Source organism: Xanthovirga aplysinae, from assembly GCF_009711365.1.
Classification (GTDB): domain Bacteria; phylum Bacteroidota; class Bacteroidia; order Cytophagales; family Cyclobacteriaceae; genus Xanthovirga; species Xanthovirga aplysinae.
Genome location: NZ_SMMB01001298.1, coordinates 1 through 25,455, shown reverse-complemented (window position 1 = coordinate 25,455; position 25,455 = coordinate 1). Strand labels below are relative to the sequence as shown.

Annotated in this window: 20 protein-coding genes; 13 read left to right on the top strand and 7 right to left on the bottom strand. The window is 35.8% G+C overall.

Annotation, left to right across the window (positions count from 1 at the left end):
• Positions 1–544 precede the first annotated feature (544 nt).
• The 4 genes from E1171_RS22570 to E1171_RS22555 all read right to left on the bottom strand — a co-directional run bounded on the left by E1171_RS22570 (position 545) and on the right by E1171_RS22555 (position 3,752).
• Complete coding sequence (locus E1171_RS22570) at positions 545–1,294, bottom strand: LytR/AlgR family response regulator transcription factor (RefSeq protein ID WP_155208359.1); 750 nt, start codon at positions 1,292–1,294, stop codon at positions 545–547.
• Positions 1,287–2,765 carry a histidine kinase dimerization/phosphoacceptor domain -containing protein gene (locus E1171_RS24800; protein ID WP_155208358.1) on the bottom strand — a complete coding sequence of 493 codons (1,479 nt, stop codon included), beginning with the start codon at positions 2,763–2,765 and terminating at the stop codon, positions 1,287–1,289. Before E1171_RS24800 ends, E1171_RS22570 begins: the two co-directional genes overlap by 8 nt.
• Before the next feature lie 192 nt (positions 2,766–2,957).
• Positions 2,958–3,281: a hypothetical protein gene (locus tag E1171_RS22560; protein ID WP_187696593.1), complete on the bottom strand. Its 324-nt coding sequence runs from the start codon at positions 3,279–3,281 to the stop codon at positions 2,958–2,960.
• Between the two features lie 9 nt (positions 3,282–3,290).
• On the bottom strand, positions 3,291–3,752 hold the full coding sequence (locus tag E1171_RS22555; protein ID WP_155208354.1) for a hypothetical protein: 462 nt from the start codon (positions 3,750–3,752) through the stop codon (positions 3,291–3,293).
• Between the two features lie 703 nt (positions 3,753–4,455).
• Here E1171_RS22555 and E1171_RS22550 point away from each other — a divergent pair.
• From E1171_RS22550 to E1171_RS22515, 8 genes are all read left to right on the top strand, one after another.
• Complete coding sequence (locus E1171_RS22550) at positions 4,456–5,913, top strand: hypothetical protein (protein WP_155208353.1); 1,458 nt, start codon at positions 4,456–4,458, stop codon at positions 5,911–5,913.
• A 147-nt stretch (positions 5,914–6,060) separates the two neighbouring features.
• Positions 6,061–7,128, top strand: coding sequence for a hypothetical protein (locus E1171_RS22545; protein WP_155208351.1), 1,068 nt, complete (start codon positions 6,061–6,063; stop codon positions 7,126–7,128).
• A 585-nt stretch (positions 7,129–7,713) separates the two neighbouring features.
• Positions 7,714–10,113 carry an ABC transporter permease gene (locus E1171_RS22540; RefSeq protein WP_155208349.1) on the top strand — a complete coding sequence of 800 codons (2,400 nt, stop codon included), beginning with the start codon at positions 7,714–7,716 and terminating at the stop codon, positions 10,111–10,113.
• A gap of 144 nt (positions 10,114–10,257) precedes the next feature.
• On the top strand, positions 10,258–10,899 hold the full coding sequence (locus E1171_RS22535; protein ID WP_155208348.1) for a thioesterase domain-containing protein: 642 nt from the start codon (positions 10,258–10,260) through the stop codon (positions 10,897–10,899).
• Positions 10,900–11,191: 292 nt separating this feature from the next.
• Positions 11,192–13,474, top strand: coding sequence for a S9 family peptidase (locus tag E1171_RS22530; protein ID WP_155208346.1), 2,283 nt, complete (start codon positions 11,192–11,194; stop codon positions 13,472–13,474).
• A gap of 221 nt (positions 13,475–13,695) precedes the next feature.
• Entirely contained in the window at positions 13,696–14,493 is a 798-nt protein-coding gene (locus tag E1171_RS22525; protein ID WP_155208344.1) for an alpha/beta hydrolase, read from the top strand.
• A 151-nt stretch (positions 14,494–14,644) separates the two neighbouring features.
• Positions 14,645–15,373, top strand: coding sequence for a DNA alkylation repair protein (locus E1171_RS22520; RefSeq protein ID WP_246164496.1), 729 nt, complete (start codon positions 14,645–14,647; stop codon positions 15,371–15,373).
• Positions 15,374–15,709: 336 nt separating this feature from the next.
• A complete protein-coding gene (locus tag E1171_RS22515) occupies positions 15,710–17,020 on the top strand; it encodes a DEAD/DEAH box helicase (RefSeq protein WP_155208342.1) in 1,311 nt (436 codons plus the stop codon).
• 146 nt (positions 17,021–17,166) lie between these two features.
• Here the strand turns inward: E1171_RS22515 and E1171_RS22510 are convergent, their stop codons facing one another.
• Positions 17,167–18,144 carry an AraC family transcriptional regulator gene (locus E1171_RS22510; RefSeq protein ID WP_187696592.1) on the bottom strand — a complete coding sequence of 326 codons (978 nt, stop codon included), beginning with the start codon at positions 18,142–18,144 and terminating at the stop codon, positions 17,167–17,169.
• A 144-nt stretch (positions 18,145–18,288) separates the two neighbouring features.
• On the opposite strand from E1171_RS22510, the gene E1171_RS22505 reads away from it, so the two are divergent.
• The 5 genes from E1171_RS22505 (at position 18,289) to E1171_RS22485 (ending at position 21,200) form a co-directional block, all read left to right on the top strand.
• On the top strand, positions 18,289–18,744 hold the full coding sequence (locus tag E1171_RS22505; protein WP_155208339.1) for an SRPBCC domain-containing protein: 456 nt from the start codon (positions 18,289–18,291) through the stop codon (positions 18,742–18,744).
• Positions 18,741–19,148, top strand: coding sequence for a hypothetical protein (locus E1171_RS22500; RefSeq protein WP_155208337.1), 408 nt, complete (start codon positions 18,741–18,743; stop codon positions 19,146–19,148). Before E1171_RS22505 ends, E1171_RS22500 begins: the two co-directional genes overlap by 4 nt.
• A gap of 206 nt (positions 19,149–19,354) precedes the next feature.
• Positions 19,355–20,185, top strand: coding sequence for a helix-turn-helix domain-containing protein (locus E1171_RS22495; RefSeq protein ID WP_155208335.1), 831 nt, complete (start codon positions 19,355–19,357; stop codon positions 20,183–20,185).
• Between the two features lie 62 nt (positions 20,186–20,247).
• The gene (locus E1171_RS22490; RefSeq protein WP_155208333.1) at positions 20,248–20,658 is read left to right on the top strand and encodes a DUF1761 domain-containing protein; all 411 of its coding nucleotides are present in this window, start codon (positions 20,248–20,250) and stop codon (positions 20,656–20,658) included.
• An 11-nt stretch (positions 20,659–20,669) separates the two neighbouring features.
• Entirely contained in the window at positions 20,670–21,200 is a 531-nt protein-coding gene (locus E1171_RS22485) for a DUF5655 domain-containing protein (RefSeq protein ID WP_155208331.1), read from the top strand.
• A 277-nt stretch (positions 21,201–21,477) separates the two neighbouring features.
• On the opposite strand, the gene E1171_RS24680 is transcribed toward E1171_RS22485, so the two are convergent.
• Positions 21,478–24,174 (bottom strand): TonB-dependent receptor, encoded by a 2,697-nt coding sequence (locus E1171_RS24680; RefSeq protein ID WP_155208330.1) that lies wholly within the window; start codon positions 24,172–24,174, stop codon positions 21,478–21,480.
• Between the two features lie 967 nt (positions 24,175–25,141).
• Positions 25,142–25,455: hypothetical protein (locus tag E1171_RS24340; protein ID WP_222931569.1), on the bottom strand; the 314-nt coding region annotated here is incomplete at its 5' end.

Here is a 25,455-nt window from a genome sequence, read left to right as displayed (position 1 = left end):
TTCTTTTTCCAATTGTTGGACCACCTTTTTTTAGATCCTCGTCTAAACCCTTATCCGATAAAGCAATTTTTTTCATTTCCTAAACTTCAATATGCTAGTAAAATTATGGAAGAGAAGAAGTTATTATAACATTTCCGGCCAAATACCCAAAAGGACTTTTTGTCGGTGGACTAATATGTTTCTAACTCCCCTAAGCCCTTGAAAAGTAGCCCACAAAGCAATAAGATTATGCAAAAAAACTCCTAAGCACCCTTAAAACCCAGGCCACCTAATACATAAAAGGGATTGTCAAACATTTAAGAAACTTTCCCCCAATTATTCAAATTCCTGAAGCAATCCATCGGGTATTAGCAAAATAAAAGGTTACACAAAATATTGATAAAAAGTTGCAAACTGCCTTAGGAAGTGGAAATTCTTAATCCGTTCACACCTAGTCTCAAGTTTATAACATACCAGAAGGCTTAATCTATTTGAGTCCCTAGGAACATAATCTTTATCTTTTCAAAAAAAGAAAAAGATTTATCCGATAATAAACATTTCCCATCTAAATAATTTTAAAATTCTTGAACACCTCCTCCCGTTTGCTCCTACTGACAGGAAAGGCTCGTTCCCCGATGAATAACTGGTTACCTTCCAATCCTTCAACAAAGTGTAAATTGATAAGATAAGAGCGGTGTATTCTACTCAAAAAGGGAGCCTTCAACTGCTCTGCAATTTGTTTTAAGGTGTTAGAGGTAATGTATTTTTCAGTTTTGGTTTGAATCAAAGTGTAGTTACTTTGGGCTTCTGCCCACAAAATATCTTCAAAAAGAATTCTGTCAAAGCGTTCCTTTTTTCGAATAAAAATACTGGCACTAACCGGAAAACTATCCGATTCCTTAACATAGGAGGCTTTATTAATGGCCTGAGAAAAATTTCCAGAAGAAAAGTTATAAACAGCAATGTCTATGGCAATCTGAAGTTCTTTGTCATCAAAGGGTTTCAAAATATACGCCGATGGGCGGGAATCTTTGGCTCGTTCTACGGTAATCTGATCTGAATGGGAGCTAACAAATATAAAAGGTAACCGATAACATTGATTGATTTGATGAGCCAGGCTTATACCATCCATACCTTGTCCTAGATTTATGTCCAGTAAACAAATATCTACCTCCCCAGTCTTCAGTCTTTTTAAAGCTTCAGAGGCATCCGGGGCCACCGGAAATACTTCATAACCCATTTTTTCTAACCTTATGGCTATATCCTTTCCGATTAATAATTCATCTTCTACAATCAATATTCGTGGACTAAACATGTTCTTCCCTAATAGGTTCGGATTCTGAAGGTAATTTCTTTGGAATGCTAAGAGTGGTCTCACATCCACGGTTATTCGTACTGCTTAAGGTTGCTCCCAGTTGTTTGGCCAGGGTTTCCATCATCTCTCTTCCAAAAGAAAGGGAATTAGTCTTCCCAGGGGCTATACCTGGACCGTTATCTTTTATCTGAAGAAGAAGCTCATGCCCTGTATCCCTTTCAATACGGATCTGAAGGGAGGGCCTTTTATTTCCTGGAAAGGCATGTTTAAACACATTGGACAATAATTCATTCAAAATGAGACCAAATGGAATTGCTATGTCTGCTTCTACCTTTAAGGGAGGAAGGGATAAATCTAATTGAACTTGATCTTTGTAGTATCCATGAGCAAGCATTAAACCATTTAGCATCTTGACTACATAATCTTGTAAATTAACCCTCGAGGTATCATCCTTTAGATATAAATCCCTATGAATAAGAGCCATGGCCTGTACCCTACTTTGACTTTCCTGAATGGCCATTGCAGCTGTCTGATCTTTCAACTGATAGGCCTGCAAGTTCAAGATGCTCGAAACCAACTGAAGATTATTTTTTACCCTATGATGTAATTCCCTTAATAACCAGCCTTTCTCCTTTTCTCTTTTTTCAATAAGTAATTTTTGCCTTAAAAGTTGTTGGTTAGCCTTTCTTTTCCCCCTATACGCCCATAAGGAAACAACCAAAAGAACACTCATAAGGACAGCTGTCAACAACATCATATTTCTCTCGTGCACTCTATCTTTTATCCTAGCCTTTTGTAAGGCAATTTCCTTGTTTTTCTTTTCAGATTGGTACTTGGCTTCCATTTCTGCAACCCTCCTGTTAAGATCTTTATTATTTAACCGATTCTGAACACTATCCAGCTTCAGATAATAGGCAATAGCTTTCTTTGTTTTCCCCATTTCCTGATAATTAAGAAAAAGCCCCTCCAAAACGTTAGGATAAAGTGAGGAAAAATCAATTTCACTGGCCAGTTTATAAGCTTTTAGAAAATAAAAATTAGAGGAATCGTATTGCTTTTGGTTGGAATAAACATTGGCAATATTATTGTAAAGATTGGCTTCCCTTTCTTTATTTTCCAGACTGATGTTTAGCCGCAAGGCCTCCTGATACAAACTTTTAGCAGTTTGATACAAAGCCTTTCTTTCTTTATATAAAGGCCGACCTTTCTTTTCCCTACCCTCTTCCAAGGCAAGGTTTCCAAGGTTAATTTTAAGGCCAACAATTCTCTCTAATCTCCCTTCTTCCTCATAAATATTAATGGCCCTTTGATAGAAATAATAGGCACTGTCGTAATTTTCCCTATAAGCAAAGAAATTCCCCAAACCCTGGTATCCGGCAGCCAACAGAGGTTTTTTGTTGATATCTTTGGCGACATCTATGCTTTTTTTATAGTAATCAATTGTTTTAGGATGCTTTAAATGCCAATACACGTTGCCAATTTGGAGATAATTCTTCCCTGAAGCCAAAAACAATTGAAGGGAATCAAATGCCCTGGCACTCTTAAAAAAGTAATTTAAAGCCGAATCTAAAGCCCCTTCTCTAACCTTTAATTTCCCAAGATAATGATAAACCCAGGCGGTTTCTTTTTTTAATGAATAATGCTCACTCAGTTGAAGTGCTTTTTAAAAAAGTACCTGGGCTTCATTGATATCTCGCGCTTTTAGCTGTTCTCTCCCTTCCTCAATTAAAAGGTTTGCTTTATTCCTTGCCTTACTATTTGCTTCCGATAGAGAATCAGTATGTTTCAGCCAACCAGTTGTTTTAACAGAGGATAATCCCCCAGTGTTCTCAATTATTTCATTTTCCCATTCACTAAGAATATCACCGGAATTATCACTTAATAGACCGGCATGAAGGGTTACTTTAGAAATAAATATAAAGGGTAACAAATGTATACAACCAAGGAGGAAGGGCGGTTTGAGTATATGCTCCCATCTGAACTTCATCAACTTTTTCTATTGAACAACATCATTGGATGCTGAATCTGGCATTAAAACTGAGGAAACAATTTTATCACAGTCATCGGGTACCTCATAAACGATCGTAGACTTGTTCTCAGTTTTGCCACCTACCTTCAGAATGACCTCAAGTTTATCGGCAAAAAATATTCGTTCGTTTAAGTGTGGTCTATCTAAATCATCTACGAGATCCTGATCAATGTGAATTTTAGCATAAAACCAGTTGTTGGTACCCGGCATGGGCTCCTGAATCTCTGGGCAAATTGTCACAATGAGCCATAATTTTCCCAATTGTCCTTTCCGTTCTTTCCTATATTCTATTAGGAATTCGGGTTCAGTGTCATCAGTCATTTCGCATGGCATTTCTCCGGTATAAGCAACAATGCCTAATTCATACCCATCATCTTCAGAGCGTCTTTCTAATTTTAAAAAAGGGACAAATTCTTCTGGTAAATTCATGGTGGTGGGCTTAAGGTTTATTTCAAATTTTACTATAAATAATATAATATTTTTTTTCATTGAAAGCCACTCACTGTCTATTTAAAAAACAAAAAGGGAAGGACCATTAATCTTCCCTTCTCCGAATTATCTACAAATCTTGGAACAGGAGAAAAACCTCAACTTTCCCATTTTACATAATTCAAAGGAAGCAAGTCATCAATTGATTTTCATTAAAATCAGGCCTAAACAAAACACTTTTGAAAGGCATGCATGCTTAATAATGGAAATCAAACATTAATTTCCTGAATGATTTTTTCTTCACAAAGGACAAACGCCCCCATGTCACTGACAAAGGTTCTGTTTATAGAATCTTTGATAAATACATCATCTGGATAATCCTTTTAAAAGATTTAAACTTTTTACCAATTACAAGTCGAAATCAACCATATACTCAATTTATCGGTCATTGGCTCAATGATTTTCTTCCTTTCTTCCTTTATAACGTCTTTTGTATTAGGAACTCGGTTAAATCTCACTACTAAAAAGTGGGATGAAATTTACCTGCTATTAAAGCTCACATACAGGTATCCATAAATCAACAACCCAGGCACCTAGCTTCAGTAAGCAATGAATTCAAAAGATCACCCCTTAAAAGGGATTATAATACACAGTTATCAACAAGTAAAAAACAATCTCTGTTTCACCTAAAACTTATGTAATCATGACACATGAACAAGAAAAACAATTATTGCAGGCCATCTACGACAGGCTTTTTAACGCCATCACCTATCAACCTGCAGACAGTAAGAATCCATTTAAGGAAGAGGAAACTTTTATTCACTTCTCAAAAAATGGGGCTTTAAATGTTAATTCATTTATCAATCCTAAAACCCCATCCAATCCCTTGGGAGATTTAAGGGTGTCAGAAGAATTTTCTCGTATGGTAGATCTAGTATCACCTTTAGCACTGGAATGGGAAAATTCAAACCAAAAACTTTCTGAAGCCTATGCCAATATTGTCAATAGCGCCAATGCTAACACCAAACCTGATCAGGGAGCAAAGGAAATGTATGACAAAGCCTATGACTACCTTCACCCCTTAAAAGAAGAAACAAACCCTTTTACTGGAGAGACTATTCAATCGCGAACCGACAGCCAGGACTATGTGAACTATGAAACCAATATGGGGGATTATATTTCGACCATTTTAGCCTATAGGGTATCTTATAATTTGTATTTGGAAGATTTGGAATCAACCGACCCGGAAATAAGAGCAAAGGCCGACCGCAACTGGCAGGCAAAAGCTCCCCTACTCGAAAATAATATAAAAGCTGCATTAAGAAAGTTATCTGTGGGAAATGCAAAATATGTGGAACAGGCATTAAATATTTTAAATACCACAATCAATGATGGAATACGACAGGCGATTGTCACAGCACAAGAGGCCATCCAAGACGACAAAAAATTCAGTTCCTCAATAGGTAATACGGATAAATGGCTCTTTAGCTATCCATCACCCAGTAACTGGGCTGAGGAAGACAATTTAAGTTTTACCGAATTAAAAATTGACGGGGGTAATACAAAATTAAGATCCCAATCCACCGAACATAGCTTCAAGGTAGATACTGAATTAAAAACCGGTTTATGGAGGGTAAAAAACAGTACACAAGGCGAATTCAAACATTCTAAAAGTGAAACTGACAAAGATAGCGTTAAAATATCTGCAAAAATTGCAAAGGTTAACATTATGCGACCCTGGTTTACAGAATCACTTTTTAGACTTGGAAGTTGGTACACAAACCTTGTGGAAAAAGGAGAAATATCCATTGGAGAGATAGATGACAAAAACAGAGGTAAATTATTACCCATGTATCCGGTGGCTTTTATAGTAGCAAAAGATATTTCCATTAAAGCTAATTTTAGCCACGAAGATGAAGAACATATAAAAAATTCTGTTCATACAACTACTTCTGTAGGTTTCGGACCCTTTTCTATAGGAGGAAGTTATGGTTATGGAAAAACAGAGGACAAGTTTAACTCAGACTATCAGAATGGAGAAATACGGGTGCCGGGCATTCAAATTATAGCTTGGGTCAGCCGACTAATCCCCTATTCTCCACAAATGAGTGAAAGTCAAAGCACTGCTGTTCAATTAGGTAAATCAAATTCAATGGCCTAAACCGTCCTTTGGCCAGTCCCAAAACATTTCCTATAAATGGTAAATGCAGATCTTCCTTTATTTGGCTTGGTTTGCTTTCAAGGATGCAAACCAACATTCTGGTTGCATCCTTAAAGCCTCCTAATCTCGAAAAAAATTTCTTAAATCATGAGAAAACTATCTACTCTTTTTGCTACCGCCTTGTCAAAAAAATATCCTAATAATGGGGAAGAATTAAATACCCTTTCTATCTTAAATGCGAATACAAAGGAAACACAAATGGGTAGTTCCTTTAATAAAACCTCTTCCTCCACCACAATTTTACAGCTCAATGCAAAACCTTTTGCCATAGATGTAAATGAATACAGCAACGCACATGGTCCGGATAACCCAACAGGAGATTATCAAGCTTCTTATCGCTTTACCCTATTGGCTGGTCCTATACCTCAACTCCAAACCTACTATATGGACAGCCCTTACCTCATAGATCAAGTTTGGGGAAACATTGTCCGCTTTGGCAATTCCACTGTAGCCTATACACAACATCTATTGACGGAAGCTCATGAAAAAATGACCACCTCTAAAATGTCGGGTATGGGAGGAATACCTGACGATTGGTATCCGGTCTATGCCAAACCATCCAATTGGTACGAAATTATTGAAAATGAGGAAAATCTTATTGAAATTGAAATTGACCTTCATAACGGAGATTATGAAAACAACGACTTCACCACAATTGAGGGAAATGAAGAACTTTCATTGACCGTCACGGGACCCGATAAAAAATCCAAAAAAATTGATATTCAAACAGAAACAGTCATAAAAAAGATAATTCTAAAGGTAATCTGTGTTGATTTTATAAGGCCTTGGATCAATTTCGAAATACTAAATTTACAAAATTGGACAGTGGAAGGCCTTGAGAAACATTATTATTCCAATGGGAAACTAAAAAATAATAAAGGAATATTTCCTCTCTTGAAAAAATCCATGTTAATAGGCACTAAAGTAACGGTTGAGGGTGATTTTGAGAAAAAAGATTTAAAAACAATATCAGAACAAGATATAGCAAACAATATCATCTCCTTAGGTCCTTTCCTCCTGAGCACCAAAAACGAATCCATAAAAATGGTGGAAACCGAACAAAGCACCCTATTAAGTTCAAGTGTTCATCAGATCATTGGTTATTTTAGTGAACAGGTACCTAAATCTCCTTACCTTTCAGCAAAATCGTTATAAACCTCCATGAAAATGTAGAACTGAAATTTCAATAGCCCAAACGAATATTACCACCATATCTTTAGGATTATGTTATACTTTACTATTTGTAAAGATACCATACCCAAACGCTCATGGGAAACCATTTTACCCCCTATTCTCCCCTGAACCTTCCAACATCAATAAATAAAGACATTACCTAGGGGGCACCAATTGTTTCAGGTTATTTCTATTAAGTTCAGGGATTTAAAACAAGAAGAAAGATTTTCCTAAAATTGCACTTCCTAAAGCCAATTATTCTCCTAACCGGGCTCTAAATTCCTCCTATTGATCTAAATTATTAAGTCTTATCTAGTCATGAGGATTTCGTTGACACCTCCTCAAAAAGGATTCTTTTTGGCCTCTCCTATTTTTTCTATAGTATGGGAAACCCAGCCTCCCAAGGCACTAGATGATAAACCAACCAGGAAAGACCTTACCAAAAAGCATTTCAACTAAAAATTTAGTTGAAATGCTTTTTTTATTTTAAAAAAGGCTTTATAATGCCTATGACCGAGAAAAACGCATTTATTATTAAAATAAAACACATCCAAACCTAACTAAATCATGATACTTAACCACTTAAAATTTGCTTGGAGAAATACCTGGAAGAACAAAATTTATTCCTTAATTAAGATCATCGTATTATCTATAGGCCTTGCTTCATGCCTGTTAATCTCCCTTTTCGTATGGGATGAATTGGGGTATGATAAACATCTTCAAAACGCTGATAACATCTATAGAATTTCGGGACAATACAGCACTGGTGGGAACCAACCTACGGCTTCCGCAATGACCAGTTACCTTATAAAGGAAAATATAGCCTCTAATTTTGCAAGTATCAAAACCGTGTGTCGGATTGATTTTTCATTTTCAGGTAGTCATATCCGCCAAGAAAAACAACATTTTTGGGAACCGGGGTTAGTAGTGGTAGATTCTTCATTTTTTCAAATCTTTGTGCATGCCTTTATTCAAGGCGACCAAAATGTACTGAATCAACCAGAGGCGGCAGTAATTACAGAGAAAATTGCCCAAAAATATTTTGGAGACACCAATCCTATGGGAAGAGAAATAGAAATAAGGGATAAAAAATTCTATATCGCAGGGATTGTAAGAACATTGCCTGAAAACACCCATTACAAGGCCGATATCTATTTACCCATGCATGGAGTTATGTCTTGGTATCCCAAATGGGTATCTACAAATATTTCCGGATATGGAATGTATACCTATGTGCAATCCCATAAGAATTTAAACAAAACATCATTTGAAGAAGGTCTTAATAACCTTATTGCAGATGTTTGGCCCGGTAAAAGTCCTCCAAAATATTTTTTGCAATCTCTAAAATCCATACACCTGCATTCTAATATCGCTGATGAGATCAGGAACAACGGAAGTATTAAATTAATTTATATTTTCTGTGCTTCTGCATTTATTATGCTATTATTGGCTTGTATAAACTACGTAAACCTATCTATAGTTGATGCTTTCAAAAGGGGAACAGAAACGGGTATTAAAAAGGTTTATGGCGCCTCAAAGGCAATTATAATAGGTCAATTTCAGGTGGAATCCTTCATACTGGTATTTTTCAGTGCCATTGTTTCCATCTTTGTGGTCAATTTGTTTATTCCATATTTCAATCAATTGACTTTAAAATCAATTGATTTTAATTTACTTCAGAACCTACCTTTAATTGGTGGGCTACTGATAATTTCCCTATTTATTAGTATCATAACGGGAAGCTTTCCTGCAGTCTTTTTATTCAAAATCCCGGTTTCAAAAACAGTAACAAAAAAAACTTTAAACGTAGGAAACGGTAAATTCACCCTTAAAAACATGCTAGTAACCACCCAATTTGCCATTTCGGTCACCTTAATCGTATGTACCCTTACCATATTAAATCAGCTTCGTTTTTTAATGAACAAGGATATAGGTGTTAATCCCAAACAAATTGTTATGGTGCCCTTTCAAACATTAGAAAAAGGAGAATATGAATCCATGAAAGAAGAATTACTTGAAAATTCACTAATCAATAATGTTTCTGCCTCTAGCAATAAAGTTACCAACCGGATTGGAAGTTGGAGGGGTTATAAAATAGAGGGAAAGGAAGAATGGGTGGATTGCCCAACAATAATTGTTTCACATGATTTTTTTAAAACTATGGATGCTAAAATCCTTAGTGGTCGTGATTTTCAACATGACATTCTTTCAGATGAAAGAGAGGCCTATATTATTAATGAATCCGCTGTCAAGCTTTTTGATTTACAGCAACCAACAGGAAAATCAATTTCTGGTGCCACCTTTTCTGGTTCAAGATGGTCACGCAAGGACGCCAAAATAATAGGAGTTGTAAATGATTTTAATTTTGAGTCACTTCATAAAGAAGTAAAACCTCTCATATTTTCTTTAAGCTCCAAGAAGACTTCTCCATTAAACTGGATGGAAATTAGGGTTACCCCTGATCATATGAGTGAAGCTTTGAGCAGCATAAAAACCATTTGGGATAAATTCTCTCCCGATCGCCCATTCCGCTATGAATTAATGGAAGATGAACTTCAAAAACACTATAACAAGGAAGTAACTGTCTTAAAGATAATTTCTACATTTTCAATTGTATCGATCGTAATTGCCTGTCTTGGACTTTTCGGAACTACTGCATTTATAATAAAAGGCAGGACGAAAGAGATTGGTATCAGAAAGGTCCTAGGTGCTAATTTAAATGGAATAGTAATCCTTCTCTCCAAAGATTACATGCAATTAATTATTTTAGCTAACATAGTGGGTTGGTTACTAGGATACTTTTACATGAAGGATTGGCTACAGAACTTTGCCTATCGCGCACCTTTTTCTTGGGAAATCTATATCATCACGGGAATCGGAGTGCTGGCAATTTCCCTTATCTCCATTATTTCAAATGCGCTCATAACGGCAAATAGGAACCCAGTTAAATCTTTAAGACAAGAATAACACTTCTGGAATTTCTAACAGACCATATACCAACCATTTTAAAATGGGAGCTCCATTTTGAAATGGTTGGTTTAAGTAATAAAAACGGAAAGTTTAATTAGTTTTTAAGTTTTCCGTCTTATTATTGGAAAAAAGAATAAATGCATGAAAATCTATGCCATCAGTGGTTTGGGAGCAGATGAAAGGGTATTTCAATACCTTGACTTAAAGTATGAAATCATTCCAATTCAATGGATTACGCCCAAATCAAATGAGTCTCTGGCAGCATATGCCCATCGTCTTTCCGAACAAATTGACCAATCCAAACCTTATTATTTGTTGGGAGTAAGTTTTGGTGGAATGCTGGCAACAGAGATGACTAAATTTCTAAACCCAGAATGCTGTATTTTAATCTCTTCTGCAGAAAGATCAACAGACTTACCTTCCTTTTCTAAATTTTTAAACCCTATTAAAATATTAAATTGGATTCCCTCGAATTTTCTCAAACTTCCTAAACCCCTAATGTATTGGCTTTTTGGAACTGAAAACAAACAATTACTAGGTCAAATCTTGGACGACACTGATCTTGATTTTGTAAAATGGGCCCTAATTCAAATTCTTCAATGGGATAAGAAGGAATACTTTTCCAATACCTTAAAAATACATGGGACTTCAGACAAAGTCATCCCTGTAAAGAATAAAACAAAAACTCAACTCATTCCCCAAGGAGGACATTTTATGATTATAGATAAAGCAAAGGAAATTAGCACTTTAATAAATGAAAAACTTTCTTCAAGGAAAAATTGATATCAAAGGTCTTCAGCCACCCTATATGTCTTTTTTTATCCTCCTGTAATAAACTGAATAAAAGGAATTTCTCTTATAAAAATCCTATTTAAAGCTTGCTTTTAACTTAAAAAGCAAAAAGTTGTTACCCCTCCCCCTTTTGCATAAATTATCCTATTTATTTACAGATTTTCCTAAAAGAACATCCAAAATGAAAAATATCCCCTTAAACCTTACCTTTATTTTTAAAAAAGCTACCTTTAACTGATTTAGATCAAACAACAAATATATTTACCATTTTTCAAGCATTACCATGAAGTTAAATATTTTTCCTCTTTTACTTTCGATTCTATTTCCCTTATTGGGCTATGGACAAAACAGTATTTCCATAGAGAATTACGAACGTGCTGTGAGCTATAGGTGGGATAATTTGAACAATAAAAAAACATTCAATTTAGACATCCGTCCCAATTGGTTATCTGATAGTACAGGCCTTTGGTATGTACATCAAGCTCCCAATAACAAACAATATTTAAAGATTAGTTTTCCAGACTTTAAAAAGTCGCCATTATTTGATCAACAAAAATTAGCAAAAGTCCTTAGCGATTCTCTCGGAAAAGAAATTAAAGCAAATGCTTTACCAATTGAACGGTTACGTTATAAGAACTCAAATAAATTGGAAATAAGTGTAGAGAACAAAAATTATATTTTAAGTCTTACCGATTATTCTTTAGATCTCCCCAAATCAGAAGAAGAACAAAATGAATTTGAAAGCCTTTCTCCTGATAAAAAATGGGTTGCTTATACAAAAGATTACAACCTTTACATTAAAAACAAAGAAACCCATGAAATCAAGCAACTTAGCACTTTAGGAGAAAAAGGATATGAATATGCCAGCTGGTACGGATGGGCAGACATTATGGAGGGAGAAAATGGAAAACGTCCAGAACGTTTTTATGCAGATTGGTCTGAAGATGGGAAGTGGATTTATGCTAACATATGTGACTTTAGGACAGCACAAAAAATGTATTTACTCGATTGGAGCCAGGATACACTCTATAGACCAAGACTTCTCTCCTACTACCGTGGGTCTCCTGGTGATACTACCATGGTTTATCAAGAACCAGTTTTTTTCAATATAGATACTGGAAAGGAAATCAAACCCAACCTACCTGTCGGAACCCACATAAATAGTGTTGAAATGGTGTGGTCCAGCACACCTGGAAAGGTCTTTCTGTTAAGACATAGTCGTGGGTATAAAAACCTTTTTCTATATAGTTTTGACTTGAACACGGGAAAGCTTCAAAAACTATATGAGGAATCCAGTAATACTAACATCGACTTTTTAAATTTCGCCTTGGCAAATGAAAACAGTCTTCTATTTTTTTTATCCGAAAAAAGTGGATGGAAACAGCTCTATAGCTTAAACCTAAAAACAAAGGAAGTAAGAAGTATCACCAAGGGAGCCTATTACATCAATGATATTAAGAAGATTGACAAAAAAAATAAACGCATATTTTTTACTGCTTCAGGGAAAGAACAGGGTAGAAACCCCTACCATCAACATTTATACAGTATTTCATATAACGGTAGGGGCTTAAAATTATTGACGAAAGAAGACCTTCATCATCAAATTAGTATCTCGCCGGATAGAAAATACTTTGTAGCGAATTCTTCTTCTGCAAATAGGGAAACTATTACACAATTAAGAGATACTAGAAACGGAAAAATACTAGCAGAATTGGGAAATGCAGATGTTTCAAGGCTGGTTGGTTGGACACCTCCACAAGTTTTCACGGTAAAAGCTGGTGATGGAAAAACCGACATTTATGGGGCATTTTGGAAACCCACCAATTTTGACCCAAACAAAAAATATCCCATAATAGATCACAGTTACACCGGGCCGCATACCCAAGTGTTTCCAAAGAGTTTTAGAGATGCGATTATAAATAGCAATCAGTCCCTTGCAGAACTGGGATTTGTCGTTTTAAGAATTGACGGAAGAGGGTCTTCAGGTCGTTCGAAGGAATTTCACAATTATTCCTACAAAAACCTTGGCGGAACTTTAGATGACCATATAGAAGCCATTCGTCAGCTAGGGAGTCAATACAGCTGGATAGATACCACAAAAGTTGGGATATTCGGTCATTCGGCAGGAGGTTATGATGCAGGACATGCGGTTTTAGCCTACCCGGATTTTTATAAAGTAGCAGTAGCTAGTTCAGCCGATCATGACCATCGTATGGAAAAAGCTTGGTGGCCTGAGATGTATATGGGCTGGCCAGTGGATTCCGCCTATCACCTACAGTCCAATATCACTATAGCAGGAAACCTTAAAGGTAAATTACTGATCACTCACGGAGGCATTGATGAAAATGTGAACCCTTCTGCTACCTTTAAACTAGCAGAGGCATTAATCAAGGCCGACAAAGAATTTGATATGCTTATCCTACCTAGCCAACGGCATGGATATAGTGGAGATCATAGAAAATATTTTATTAAAAGAAGGTGGAATTACTTTGTCAAGCATTTGTTAAATCTAGAGCCAATTTGGGATTTTGAATGGGAGCCTAAGGAAGAAATTGATGAGTTATAAATACTTTAGGATCTGGATAAATATAGAAACCATAGATAAAAGATATCTATAATGCTTTTGTAGATATCATTTCCTAAAAGGTTAAAGTCTTAACAGGAAAAAAAGATGAGCTCCCCTAGATCGGGAGTTCATCCTTAGTATAAAAGAAAAAGAAGTCGGAAGAGTGGCTGAAAGGACTCTATTTCTTAAAATTTAAGTTAATTTAAAACCAGAACTCAACCATGAAAACACTAAAACTCTCTTTATTCTTATTTGCTATTACCCTTTACGGCTGTAATGAGGTTAAAGAAACCAAAGAAGCAAGCCTTACCAATGAAACCGAAACCACTAGGGACCAAACACATACGGTTACCTTCCCCTCTTTGGACAGTTTGGAAGTTACCGCCAAGGTATATGAAATAGATATGCACTCCCCTGTAATTTTACTATGTCATCAGGCAAGGTTTAATAAATTTGAATATGAAGGAATTGCTCAAAAGTTAAACCAAAAAGGTTTTAATTGCATTGCCATTGATCAAAGATCAGGAGGGCCTATCGCGAGTAAACCTAACGAAACTACCCAAAGAGCCCTGAAAGCAAATAAATCAACCGAATTCATAGATGCAGAACAAGACATTATCGCCGCCATTAATTTTGCTTTTAATAAATACAAAAGGCCGGTAATTCTTTGGGGAAGCTCCTACTCCTCAACTCTTGCATTATACATTGCTATGGAAAATGAAAAAGTTGATGCGGTAATTTCTTTTAGTCCAGGAAACTACCTATCAGAGTATAAGGGAGATTTGATCAATCAGTTACCAAACCTTAAAAAGCCTATGTTCATTACCTCATCAAAATACGAAGCGCCTGGTATAAAAGAATTAATCAGTAAAATGACCCTCAATAAGCATCAAGTCCATTTTACACCCAATGGAAATGGGCATCATGGCTCCAGGGCATTGTGGCCGAACCAAGAAGGCGAAGAAGAGTATTGGAAAGCTATAGATCATTTTTTGGAGCATTCTATAATATCTTTATAAACCCTTAAAAATTTCACAAGTGATAATTATTTTTATTTATCACTTGAAATTCTACATATCGGCGGATTGAAATTAAACCGCATGATGAAAAATAATAATATCTGTAAAACAACTTTTCTTTTATTAAATAAACTAATAAAAAACTGCCTCAATGAACCAAACCTATCAGTTTATGACTACAGAAGAAATTTTAAAAGAACTAGAAGGCTATGGAAATGAATCAACTAAAAGAATATTCATTAAACACGGTGCGAAAGAGCCCCTTTATGGAGTGAAAGTTCAGGACCTCAAAAAAATCCAAAAAAGAGTCAAAAAGGACCATGAGCTATCTTTAGCCTTATTTGCAACAGGAAATTCCGATGCCATGTACCTGGCTGGGTTAATAGCAGATGAAAAGAAGATCTCCAAAAATGACCTTAATCGATGGGTAAATGAAGCTAATTGGTATATGATAAGTGAATACACCGTACCCTGGATAGCGTCTGAAAGTAATTTCGGTTACGAATTAGGCCTTGAATGGATAGATTCCCACAAAGAGAGGGTTGCCTCAGCTGGTTGGTGCACACTTGCCTGCCATGCCTCCTTAAAAGAGGATAAAAATCTGCATATTGACGTTTATTCCGCCCTATTGGACAGAATTGAAAAAAATATTCACCAATCTGAAAACAGAGTACGTTACACCATGAATGGCTTTGTAATTTCAGTAGGATGTTATATTGAGGCACTTACTTCTAAGGCATTGGAAATAGGCCAAAAAATTGGAAAGGTGAAGGTAGATATGGGAGATACAGCTTGCAAAGTGCCTTTTGCTGCGGATTACATTAAAAAAGTTATGGACAAAGGTAGACTGGGTTTAAAACGTAAAAAAGCCCGTTGTTAAACATTAAAAAGAACAATCAATTAACTTCATTTACCTTTTCAACGTAAGCAAAAACCTAGCTTCTTACTAAATCAGGAAAAATTGATCCTTCTATTTTCTCAAACATTCTTTAACCCTTAAAAACTTGTCAAGTCCCTCCGATTTGAAAACTCCTTTCCCTATTCCTTTTACTTAGAATATTCCTTTCAATTTCAAATAGTTACAGGAAATTTCCAATTATCCCAGATTTATTACAGGAGAAATCGCAATTACTTTTTCAAAGGGAAGAACTTTTGGCTACAATAAAATAAACTCTTGACGTTTAAACTCTTTTTGAATTAGCCTTATCTTTGCCAAATGTCAAGCACCATCAAAAATCAAAGAGATATCCTAAATAAATTAGGCATTGAAGCGCTTAACCCCATGCAAAAAGAAGCTAAAAGGGTTATTCACTCTTCTTCAGAGGTCGTTTTGCTTTCTCCTACCGGTACAGGAAAAACATTGGCATTCCTTTTACCCCTAATTTCAGAATTAGATGCTACCCTTCAGGTAGTTCAAGCCCTGATTTTAGTACCCTCCAGAGAACTGGCCATCCAAATTGAGCAGGTAACAAGAGAAATGGGAGCTGGATATAAAGCCAATGCAATTTATGGGGGAAGAGCAATTGCAAAAGATAAAATAGACCTATTCACACCACCAGCAATTCTTATTGGTACACCAGGAAGAATTGCTGACCACCTAAGGAGAAAAACTTTTTCAACCGAGAAAATTAGCACATTAGTGCTGGATGAGTTTGACAAATCTTTGGAAGTTGGCTTTGAATCAGAAATGGAGGAGATCATCTCTACGGTGCCTGCAATTCGAAAAAAAATATTGACTTCAGCAACCCATAAATTAGAAATGCCATACTTTATGGGGTTAAGAAACCCTACCTACCTTAATTATTTGATGGAAGGGAATAACCAACTAAAAATCAAAACAATAACCTCTCCTACAAAAGATAAACGAAAAACCTTGGCAGATGCTCTTTACCATTTGGGAGATAAATCGGGGATTGTATTTTGTAATTTTAAGGAATCCATTCAGGAGGTCAGTGCCTTTCTTAGTGATAAAAATATAAAACACGCTTGTTTCTTTGGTGGAATGGAACAAAAGGATAGAGAAAGAGCTCTTATCAAATTTCGAAATGGAACTCATCAACTGCTACTTGCAACAGACCTAGCTGCCAGAGGAATTGACATCCCGGAGCTTAACTTCATTATCCATTACCACCTTCCCCTAAGGGGTCAGGAATTTACCCATAGAAATGGTAGAACTGCCCGAGTGGATAAAGATGGAACAGCTTATATAATTCATTGGGAAAAAGAAACCTTACCAGATTTTATTCAGGAAACGGAAATAGAAAAATTACAAAAGACCCTCCCTCCCAAAAATTCAAAATGGGAAACACTATTAATTTCCGGAGGAAGAAAGGATAAAATTTCCAAAGGAGACATTGCAGGTCTATTCTTCAAACAAGGGAAATTAAAAAGGGAGCATTTAGGAACTATTGAAATTAAACAAGATTGTGCTTTTGCTGCTGTAGAGGCCTCACAAATAAAGCCATTGATCCAATTAATTGATAATAGTAAACTAAAAAGAAAGAAAATTAGGCTAAAGGTTATCTAAGAGGGAGAGAAATAGATAAATTCCCTTTGCAAGGGGTAAGCCTATTCTCCATAGGCTAAAACCAGTAGTATCTGAGTAATAGTATTCTTAAAGTTGTAGTTTTTAATTAAAACTCAAAGAACCCTTTTTGCTTTCATTCCAAACCTTCACAAAGATAGCCGATAAGTTTTAGGTGTCATTCCTGTCCATCGTTTGAAAGAGCGGACAAAAGCACTGGCGTCAGCATAATTTAACAGATAGGCAATATCACTAATACTCAATTCTGGCTTTTTGAGGTAACTCAATGAAAAATCCTTTTTCAACTCATCAATTAAAACCTTATAAGAATGCCCTTCATGTTTTAATTTTCTCTGGAAGGTGCGAACACTCATATTCAGATGTGCAGCAACTTGCTCGACGGTAGGAAAGTCGGGCGTCACTAAGTTAATCACAGATCTTTTTACTGTTTCATAAAAATCATTTGAAACATGAAGCTTTTTCAGTTTCTCCTGGGCATGAGATACCAATACTTGCAACAAAGCATAATCGCTGGTGATTACCTTCTCCTCCACATGTTGCTTATCAAATAAAAGAGCTATTTCCTTCTGATTAAAACGTAAAGGACACCCTAACAACAGTTGAAGTTCATTTAAATTTTTTGGTGGTTGACTGCCTAACCAAATTTCAATGGGCCAATGCTTGTTGTGAGTCAAGGATTGAAATTCCCTTATGGTGAAAGCTAAATATCCATAAATCGTGTGTTGCACACTTATCTCAGATTGTTGCAACCAAAGAGGATCCGGGTGTAGTGTGAGTTTAAAATAATCTTTTTCTTCAACTAACAGGGTCGGGAGAGCGCTACAACCCAAATTGGCAAATTCGCAGCAATATTCCAGCGCTTGTTTAACGGTATTACTACTATGTGCAATTTGCACAATTAACCCTGCAGCCTGTAGGTTAAGGTTTTCCCCAGCATGCAGCCCAAATAACTCATCTCCTGACTCCTCCACAGCAGCTTCTAAACCAGCATTATACGCTTCTGACCCAAGTTTGCATTCCTCGTCACAAAGCTCATCAGCTGATTTACCACTTAATTGGATTAATTTCTCCAGGTTCCCACCCTGTTTGGCAGCGAAATGAGCCAAGTTAAATACAAATCTACCATTAAAGTGCATAGACAAAAATAAAAATTCCCTGGTTTACTTTGGCATGAAGTGTCAATTAATTGGCAACTATTGCCAATCCTCCAGTGGTAAAATTTCAGAGATTTGTCATAAAACAAATACGCTATGAAAAAGCTTAGATCAGATATTGTCATTAACGCCACGCCCAACCAGATTTGGCAGATGCTGCTAAAGCAAGAAGACTACCCTCTTTGGAACCCCTTTATCAAGAAAATTTCCGGTTCCCTTGAAGTTGGAGAAAATATTGAAATAACTCTTCAAACAGATAGTAAATGTTCTATAGAATTTAAGCCCAAAATCCTAATAATGGAAGAGAACAAGGAATTCCGTTGGTTGGGGCATTTATTTATAAAAGGGCTCTTTGATGGAGAACATTATTTCCAACTCATTCCCATCGGTCCCAATCAAACCAGACTTATACATGGAGAAAATTTTAGTGGCATATTGGCAAATATCCTATTGAAGATAATAGGAAGAGGCACCTTGAAAGGCTTTAAAGCCATGAATAGTGCACTCAAAGAAAAAGTAGAAATGTCAATCCCAGAAAAAAAAGAATCATGAAAACTTCAGATAAAAACCTTCGCAATCTATTAAAAATCAACGCGATTTTCAGTCTTTTGAGTGGACTAGTTCTTGTCCTATTTAAACACCAGGTAGGCGCACTATTGACCATTTCAAACCCTCAAATCCTTTTGTTGATCGGAATTGGTCTATTTTTATTCGCAGGCAACCTACTTTACCATGCTTTCAATAAGGAAATTAAGCCAAATTCTATAAGAATTATCATTTACGAAGACTGGACCTGGGTATTAGGAAGTGCTGTTCTACTTATTCTCAATCCCTTTGAAACCTCTTCCCTTGGTTTAGCGCTTATCGGAATGGTAGCCTTTATTGTCATGACATTTGCCCTCTTGCAGACGATAGCTTTAAACCAATTCGTCACCTCACAAAGAGGTTTTCAGTAGGTGGTAAGTTGAACAACTAAATATTCCCTCAAGAAGGGAAAATGGCCTGGTCGAATTAACCAGGCCTTCTACAGGACAATTAAGAAGATATAATAAACATGAGAAAACGATAACTTAGAATTCAAAAATGAGGGAAAGGGTCAATATTGAAAAAAAATCATTAATATAGATTTTTAAAATTCATTGTTTTATCAAAAAACTAGTAAATGATTTTTGAAACTCATACTTTAAACCTTCCCCTTAGTTCCTACATTGAATCAATATTTCATTTTAAGGATTTTATGCCCGAACATTCCATAGAACGAGTGGTGCCAACGGGTCACATTTTTATCATTTTTGAATTAGACAATATTCCCAGAAACACTTTTGATAATGAAACATTAAAACCCAATAACACTTTCACCAAAGTTTGGGTATCGGGCATGCACAGAAATTATATTTCCATTTCTGCACATCAAAAATCAGAAATGTTTGTCATCCAGTTCAAACCTTTTGGTGCCTATCCATTTTTTTATTTTCCCATTGAATCGTTAAATGAAAGAATCCTTCCGGCTAAAGAAGTATTTGGAGAAGAACTTTTAGACCTAAGGGAGAAACTGTTGATTCAAGGAACCTCGAAGGGTAAATTTAGACTAGCAGAGAATTGGCTAATGAATCGTTTTGCTGCTAAAAAAACACCGCCTACAGATTTACTAAACGTCCTTAAAAACCTCCAAAGAGAACCGGCAACTAATTACCCTCAAGTCATTGAAAACTACCCCAATACCCAAAAACATTTAATTGACCAATTTAAGAGGTACATAGGTTTAACACCCAAGTACTATCAACGTATTTTACGATTCAATGAGATCTTGCAGCAAATACAACAAAAAGAAAAAATCGTCTGGTCCCAGGTCGCCTATCAATGTGGTTATACGGATCAATCCCATTTTATTAAAGAATTTAAGCATTTTTCAGGATTCAACCCCCAAGAATTTATAAAACAGGAATATCACCAAGAAGAAAAGAATTTTTTCCCACTAGACCGGGAAGGTTAATTTTTTACTATACCCCAATGGATGGATTAGCTAAACTTGTATTCGAAAAAAACAAAACGATTATGGATTTAGCAACTGCATTCGAAAACATCAATTGGTTCTCAATAGGGATCGCCACTTTATCATCTTTTTTAGTGGGTGGAATTTGGTATGGCCCCCTATTCGGAAGGGCTTGGATGCGAGCTTTTGGCTTTTCAGAGGAAAATTTAAGAAATAGAAGTATCCCCAAAACCTTTGGCCTATCTTTACTCCTAGCCTTCTTTGCTGCCACCAACTTAGAAATGTTCATTGGTTTGGAAGCAGATTTCACCTTTGGGCTTATCGCAGGATTTTTTACTGGTCTGGGTTGGGTAGCCACCTTTCTAGGAATCTTATATTTATTTGAGATGCAAACCCTAAAGGCCTACCTTATTAATGCTGGATATTGTGTCTTATCACTAACCACAATGGGTGCTATTTTAGGTGCCTGGTAAAAAGAAAACGCATGGAAAAAGGATTACTAGAAAAAACAGGAAAGACACTTGAACATTGGATTAAAGTGGTACACCAATCCAAAATTGAAAAACATAAAGCCATTATTGATTTTTTGAAATCAGAACATGGATTTACGCATGGATATGCAAATTTTGTGGCTTTAAAAGCTATTAAATCTGATGCAGCCTCCCAAGATGAAAAAGAATTGTTGGTTAATCAATACAAGGGGAAAGAACATTTAAAACCTATTTATGAGAAGTTAATTACCCAAATTGATACCTTCGGAAAGGATATCACTAAAACACCAAAAAAAGATAGTGTAAGCTTCATTCGTAAGAAGCAATTTGCTTTAATCAAGCCAGCTACAAAAAACCGAATAGATCTAGGCTTAAAATTAAGAGGGAAACCAACTACTGATCGGCTTGAAAATTCGGGACCATTTGGTGCTATGTGTACCCATCGGGTTAAATTAACATCATTTGAAGAGGTGGATGCAGAACTAATTGCATGGCTTAAAGAGGCTTATCAGATGGCGAAATAGATTTGAACTTTATCCTTAAAAGGTAAAAAGAGTTTTTTTAAAAGAAGAAACCTAATGATCACCCTTTAGCTTCTTCCTTGCTATTTTAAAATGGGTTGGTAAAAATTTAATGTTAAATTAAATACTATTTTCTAACCTTTCCCTAGGAAAACTAAATCTCTTGCCGGATTCAAATGGCACTACAAATAAAAACTGGGACACCTTTTCAGGCATCCCAGTTAAAATAAGATTAGATATTGGCTTTAAATCTACCAATTCTATCAAAAGATCCAAATGTTTAAAAACGCATATTTACGCCCAAATTAAACATTGTTCCTAACTGACTAAAATGATAACCATCGTAAGTCATTTGAGAATATCTCTGATTAAAGGTAATTAGGTTCGACTGAATTTTCTCTTGTTCAGGATTATTCAATATACTTTGCCCTTCAGCATTTAAAGCCACAAATTTCCATTCTGGCAACACATTCAAAATATTGTTTACATTAAAATTAATTGATAGCTTTTCTGTTGCCTGATAGTTTATCGATAAATCTGTTACTACCTTGGTTAGGAACTCTACTTGTAAATTTTGATCCAATCCACTATTTCTGAATTTAGTAGGGCCAAACAAAGTATTGTTCAATGCAAAATTGAATTTATTAAGTTGATAGTCTATTCCTAGGATGGCTTTGAATTCAGGACGGGAGGTAAACATTAAAGCCTCTTGCTCGGCATTTAACACCGATTGTTCGGCATCTTCCACCAATTTTGGATTTCTAATCGCTCCAATTCTTTTGTTTTCAAGCGTATAGTTTCCAGATAGATTAAAGGCTAATTTTCCTTGCCCCAATGCCACATTCTTATAATTGGCTACAAAGTCTATCCCTGATGTCCTGGTATCCACAGCATTGGCAAAAAAGCTCAATGAAACGATACCATTGTCTCTTAAGATTTGATCAAGTGTCGTATTACCTGCCTCTGTTGGTCCAATATTATTGCTATAAATAATTCGATCATTCACTCTGATATTATAATAATCCAAAGTAAAACTAAAATCATTTGTTGGTTGAGCTCCCAGTCCTATGGTAAAGTTTGTCGATTTTTCAGCATCTAATTTAGGAACCCCCAATAGTTTGGCCTGAGGCGATACATTATTAACCAAACCCTGCACTTGAATTCCTTGGCCTGGCACAAAACTATATTGCGCTTTTTGAGTATAGATCTGATGTAAAGATGGCGCTCTAAAACCAGTTGAAAGAGAGGCCCTTAAAGTCAACCTGTCTTCCAAAAACTTATACCTTGAGCTTAATTTCCAAACAAAAGCATCTCCAAAATCGCTATAATTCTCATAGCGAGCAGTGGCATTAACCATAAAATCCTTTGTAAAATCGAAAGCAAAATCAACATAACCCCCAAAATTGTATCGATTAACCTTAAAGGAATTGTCAGGACTATTTCCTCCAAAGGAATCCGCTCCTCCTAATTTGTAGGATGAGGAATCCCCCTCAAAGATTTGATAAGTTTCCGTCCTAAATTCCGAACCAAAAGCAAGACTTACTTTATCCGATAATAAACGGGAGATATCAATATTTCCTACGTTATGTGAAAAACCACTTCCTCCCGGACGAAAAATAATTGGACTGTTTCCTCCAGACTGCTCTATTCCATGATTCACTGTATTTTGAACAGTGTATGCCTGTTGGTTTCCACCTGTAGTGAAGCTAACATCAGTATTCCAACCATTTTTCTTAGATTTGAAACCCACAGTGGCGTTATAATCATTTAATTCTCCTTCAAAAGTAGGCAAATAACCCATATATTCTTCCCCCGCAGGAGTTAATAACCCATAATCTGTTGTTCTCCAATAAGGAGTCCGATAATTAGCAAAACTGTTCACCATTTTATAAACATAGGCGGCATTAAAATACAATTCGGCGTTTTCATTCAAATCTACCCCTCCATTCACCAGGAATTTTGCGGCGGTTGTTTCAGGAGAACCATTAACATTTCCTGCATCTGGCATTTTTGCTAAAAATCGTTCAACCTCAGCTAGGTCAGCACCAAAATCTGAGGCTTCACCTTCTGCATCCACCGTTCCCGGACGATTTGCCAGATTTACTTTTGACAAATCAACAGTGTAATTAATAAAACCATTCTCCGTGAGTTTACTTCCATTATTTAAGCTCAATCCAAGCATTTCACCATCTCCTTTAGATGTAATCCCTGTTCTCAAATTAACTGAACCCTGCTCAGCATCCTCCTTAAGAATTATATTCATTACTCCTGCAATGGCATCGGAACCATATTGGGCAGAAGCACCATCTCTCAAGATTTCCACTCGCTCAATAGCATCAGTAGGTATGGCAGAAATGTCTGCTCCGCTTTCACCACGACCTGGTGAGGTTTGAGTATATAATAAGGAACTTGAATTTTTACGTTTCCCATTAATCAAGACTAAGGTACGGCTAGGTCCCATATTTCTAATTTCATAGGGGTCCAAAAGAGAGGTAGCATCATTAACCGGTGTTTGAACCGTGTTAAAAGAAGGGACCCGGTACTGCAACGCTTTATCAAAGGTAGCCTGCCCAGTAGTACCCAATTCTTTAGCAGACAATACATCTACAGGAAGTGGGGTATCCGTGGAAGATCTTCCTGCGTGCCTTGAACCCACAACCACTACATCTTGTAAAGTCATGTTATCCTCCACCAAAGAAACATTTAAAGTTTTTGACTCCCCAGCCTTAAGAGAAAGGTCAAAAGTTTGGGACACGTATCCTAAATAACTAACGGTAAGGGTATAGTCGCCCTCCGATAAGGTCAAACTATACTTTCCATCAATGTCAGTTGTTGTGCCCACTCCTGGACCTACAATCAGGTTAGCACCAATAACAGGCCCATCATTACTTTCTACTACACCTGAAACTGTCTGGGCATTTACCAGGAAGGGAAATGCAACCAAACTTAAAATTAAAAAGGTAAATAATTTTTTCATTAAATCTTGGTTTTAGTTTGAAAAAAAATTACTCAATAAATCAAAAAAACGGTAATACCGTTTGGCAAACCGAATCATTCCAATTTTCTTAAATTGTAAATTATCATTTAGGTTTCAATAAATAAAAAAAATGAGATTCATCATTCTATTTTGAAAATTTATTAATTTAAAAAACTAATATTAATCTAAAGATATTATCTAATGTAATATTTTATTCTGGCTTAATCAATATTTATAAAACAAATATTAAATAAAAATACAATTTAGCAAATCAACAGAAAAAGGACTCTCATTGAGCTGGAATATATTTTAAATGATAAAAAACCCTAAAAACAACAAAGTAAAAAACTCCGAATTAAATACTCAAACCCACTGATAATCCGATCATTAACCAAATCAAATTAACAAGTAAAAATGGTGAGATTACCTTAATAGGCTAAAAAAAAAGAGAGATAACATCAATATTTTTTACAAAAAATCGCATCAAAAACTTTAAAGGTCTATTTATCAATTCTATATATAAATCAATTCTAAGAGGTAAAATTCAATAACCTACAAAAAGGAGAATAATGCCGCTCCTGATCATTAGGTTATGAAGTAATCTCATGTCAAGAAAAACAGTTTCAAATCTTACCCTCTATATTCCTTGATGGGATTCATTTGAAATATGCTTTCAAAATAAAAAAGAAATATTGATTGAATAAACCATTTAGATCTTTAGGAAAAGAATAACACAGCCTCAACTAATTAATTCATCGGAAATTTATGTATTGAAACACACCAAAAAAACTTTTGAAAGTGCTGTTAAAGCACCTTCAAGTTTACTCCTACTCATCTATTATTTTTTTTAAGGAGCTTCTAATTAGAAATTACCTTCCTAAAAAAATGCCTTTCTTCAAAAGAACTGTGCAGAAAAGATACTCCTCTGACAAGACATTAAACTGAACTTTCTTCTATGGATGTAAAATTAATTTTTCGGGTAATAATTTTGATGAAGGATCCTCAGAGCAATGGCAAGGCTCAAAATTAAAAGTAACCAAAGGAGTTTGAACATAATGAGAATGAAAAATAGACAGAACAAACCAAAGACCCATTGAAGGTATTCTTTACTTCCTTTTGAATTAATCCAATATAGGAGACTATGAAATAGCAAGGCTGTATTTAAACCAAAAAGAATTATTCCTAGGGCTATACCCACATTAAAATTAAAAGCTACCCATATAATCTCTGGCAAAAGAAGAAAAAAGTAAAAACCTGCCAGTTTGATAATAAAATCCCTTG

Excerpts from the sequence above, each read along its gene's own strand:
- E1171_RS22525 (WP_155208344.1), top strand. The coding sequence starts at position 13,696 with ATGAAAACACTAAAACTCTCTTTATTCTTATTTGCTATTACCCTTTAC.
- E1171_RS22540 (WP_155208349.1), top strand. The coding sequence starts at position 7,714 with ATGATACTTAACCACTTAAAATTTGCTTGGAGAAATACCTGGAAGAAC.
- E1171_RS22505 (WP_155208339.1), top strand. The coding sequence starts at position 18,289 with ATGAAAAAGCTTAGATCAGATATTGTCATTAACGCCACGCCCAACCAG.
- E1171_RS22535 (WP_155208348.1), top strand. The coding sequence starts at position 10,258 with ATGAAAATCTATGCCATCAGTGGTTTGGGAGCAGATGAAAGGGTATTT.
- E1171_RS22485 (WP_155208331.1), top strand. The coding sequence starts at position 20,670 with ATGGAAAAAGGATTACTAGAAAAAACAGGAAAGACACTTGAACATTGG.
- E1171_RS22490 (WP_155208333.1), top strand. The coding sequence starts at position 20,248 with ATGGATTTAGCAACTGCATTCGAAAACATCAATTGGTTCTCAATAGGG.
- E1171_RS22500 (WP_155208337.1), top strand. The coding sequence starts at position 18,741 with ATGAAAACTTCAGATAAAAACCTTCGCAATCTATTAAAAATCAACGCG.
- E1171_RS22545 (WP_155208351.1), top strand. The coding sequence starts at position 6,061 with ATGAGAAAACTATCTACTCTTTTTGCTACCGCCTTGTCAAAAAAATAT.
- E1171_RS22550 (WP_155208353.1), top strand. The coding sequence starts at position 4,456 with ATGACACATGAACAAGAAAAACAATTATTGCAGGCCATCTACGACAGG.
- E1171_RS22515 (WP_155208342.1), top strand. The coding sequence starts at position 15,710 with ATGTCAAGCACCATCAAAAATCAAAGAGATATCCTAAATAAATTAGGC.
- E1171_RS24680 (WP_155208330.1), bottom strand. The coding sequence starts at position 24,174 with ATGAAAAAATTATTTACCTTTTTAATTTTAAGTTTGGTTGCATTTCCC.
- E1171_RS22555 (WP_155208354.1), bottom strand. The coding sequence starts at position 3,752 with ATGAATTTACCAGAAGAATTTGTCCCTTTTTTAAAATTAGAAAGACGC.
- E1171_RS22530 (WP_155208346.1), top strand. The coding sequence starts at position 11,192 with ATGAAGTTAAATATTTTTCCTCTTTTACTTTCGATTCTATTTCCCTTA.
- E1171_RS22570 (WP_155208359.1), bottom strand. The coding sequence starts at position 1,294 with ATGTTTAGTCCACGAATATTGATTGTAGAAGATGAATTATTAATCGGA.
- E1171_RS22520 (WP_246164496.1), top strand. The coding sequence starts at position 14,645 with ATGAACCAAACCTATCAGTTTATGACTACAGAAGAAATTTTAAAAGAA.
- E1171_RS22495 (WP_155208335.1), top strand. The coding sequence starts at position 19,355 with ATGATTTTTGAAACTCATACTTTAAACCTTCCCCTTAGTTCCTACATT.
- E1171_RS22560 (WP_187696593.1), bottom strand. The coding sequence starts at position 3,281 with ATGAAGTTCAGATGGGAGCATATACTCAAACCGCCCTTCCTCCTTGGT.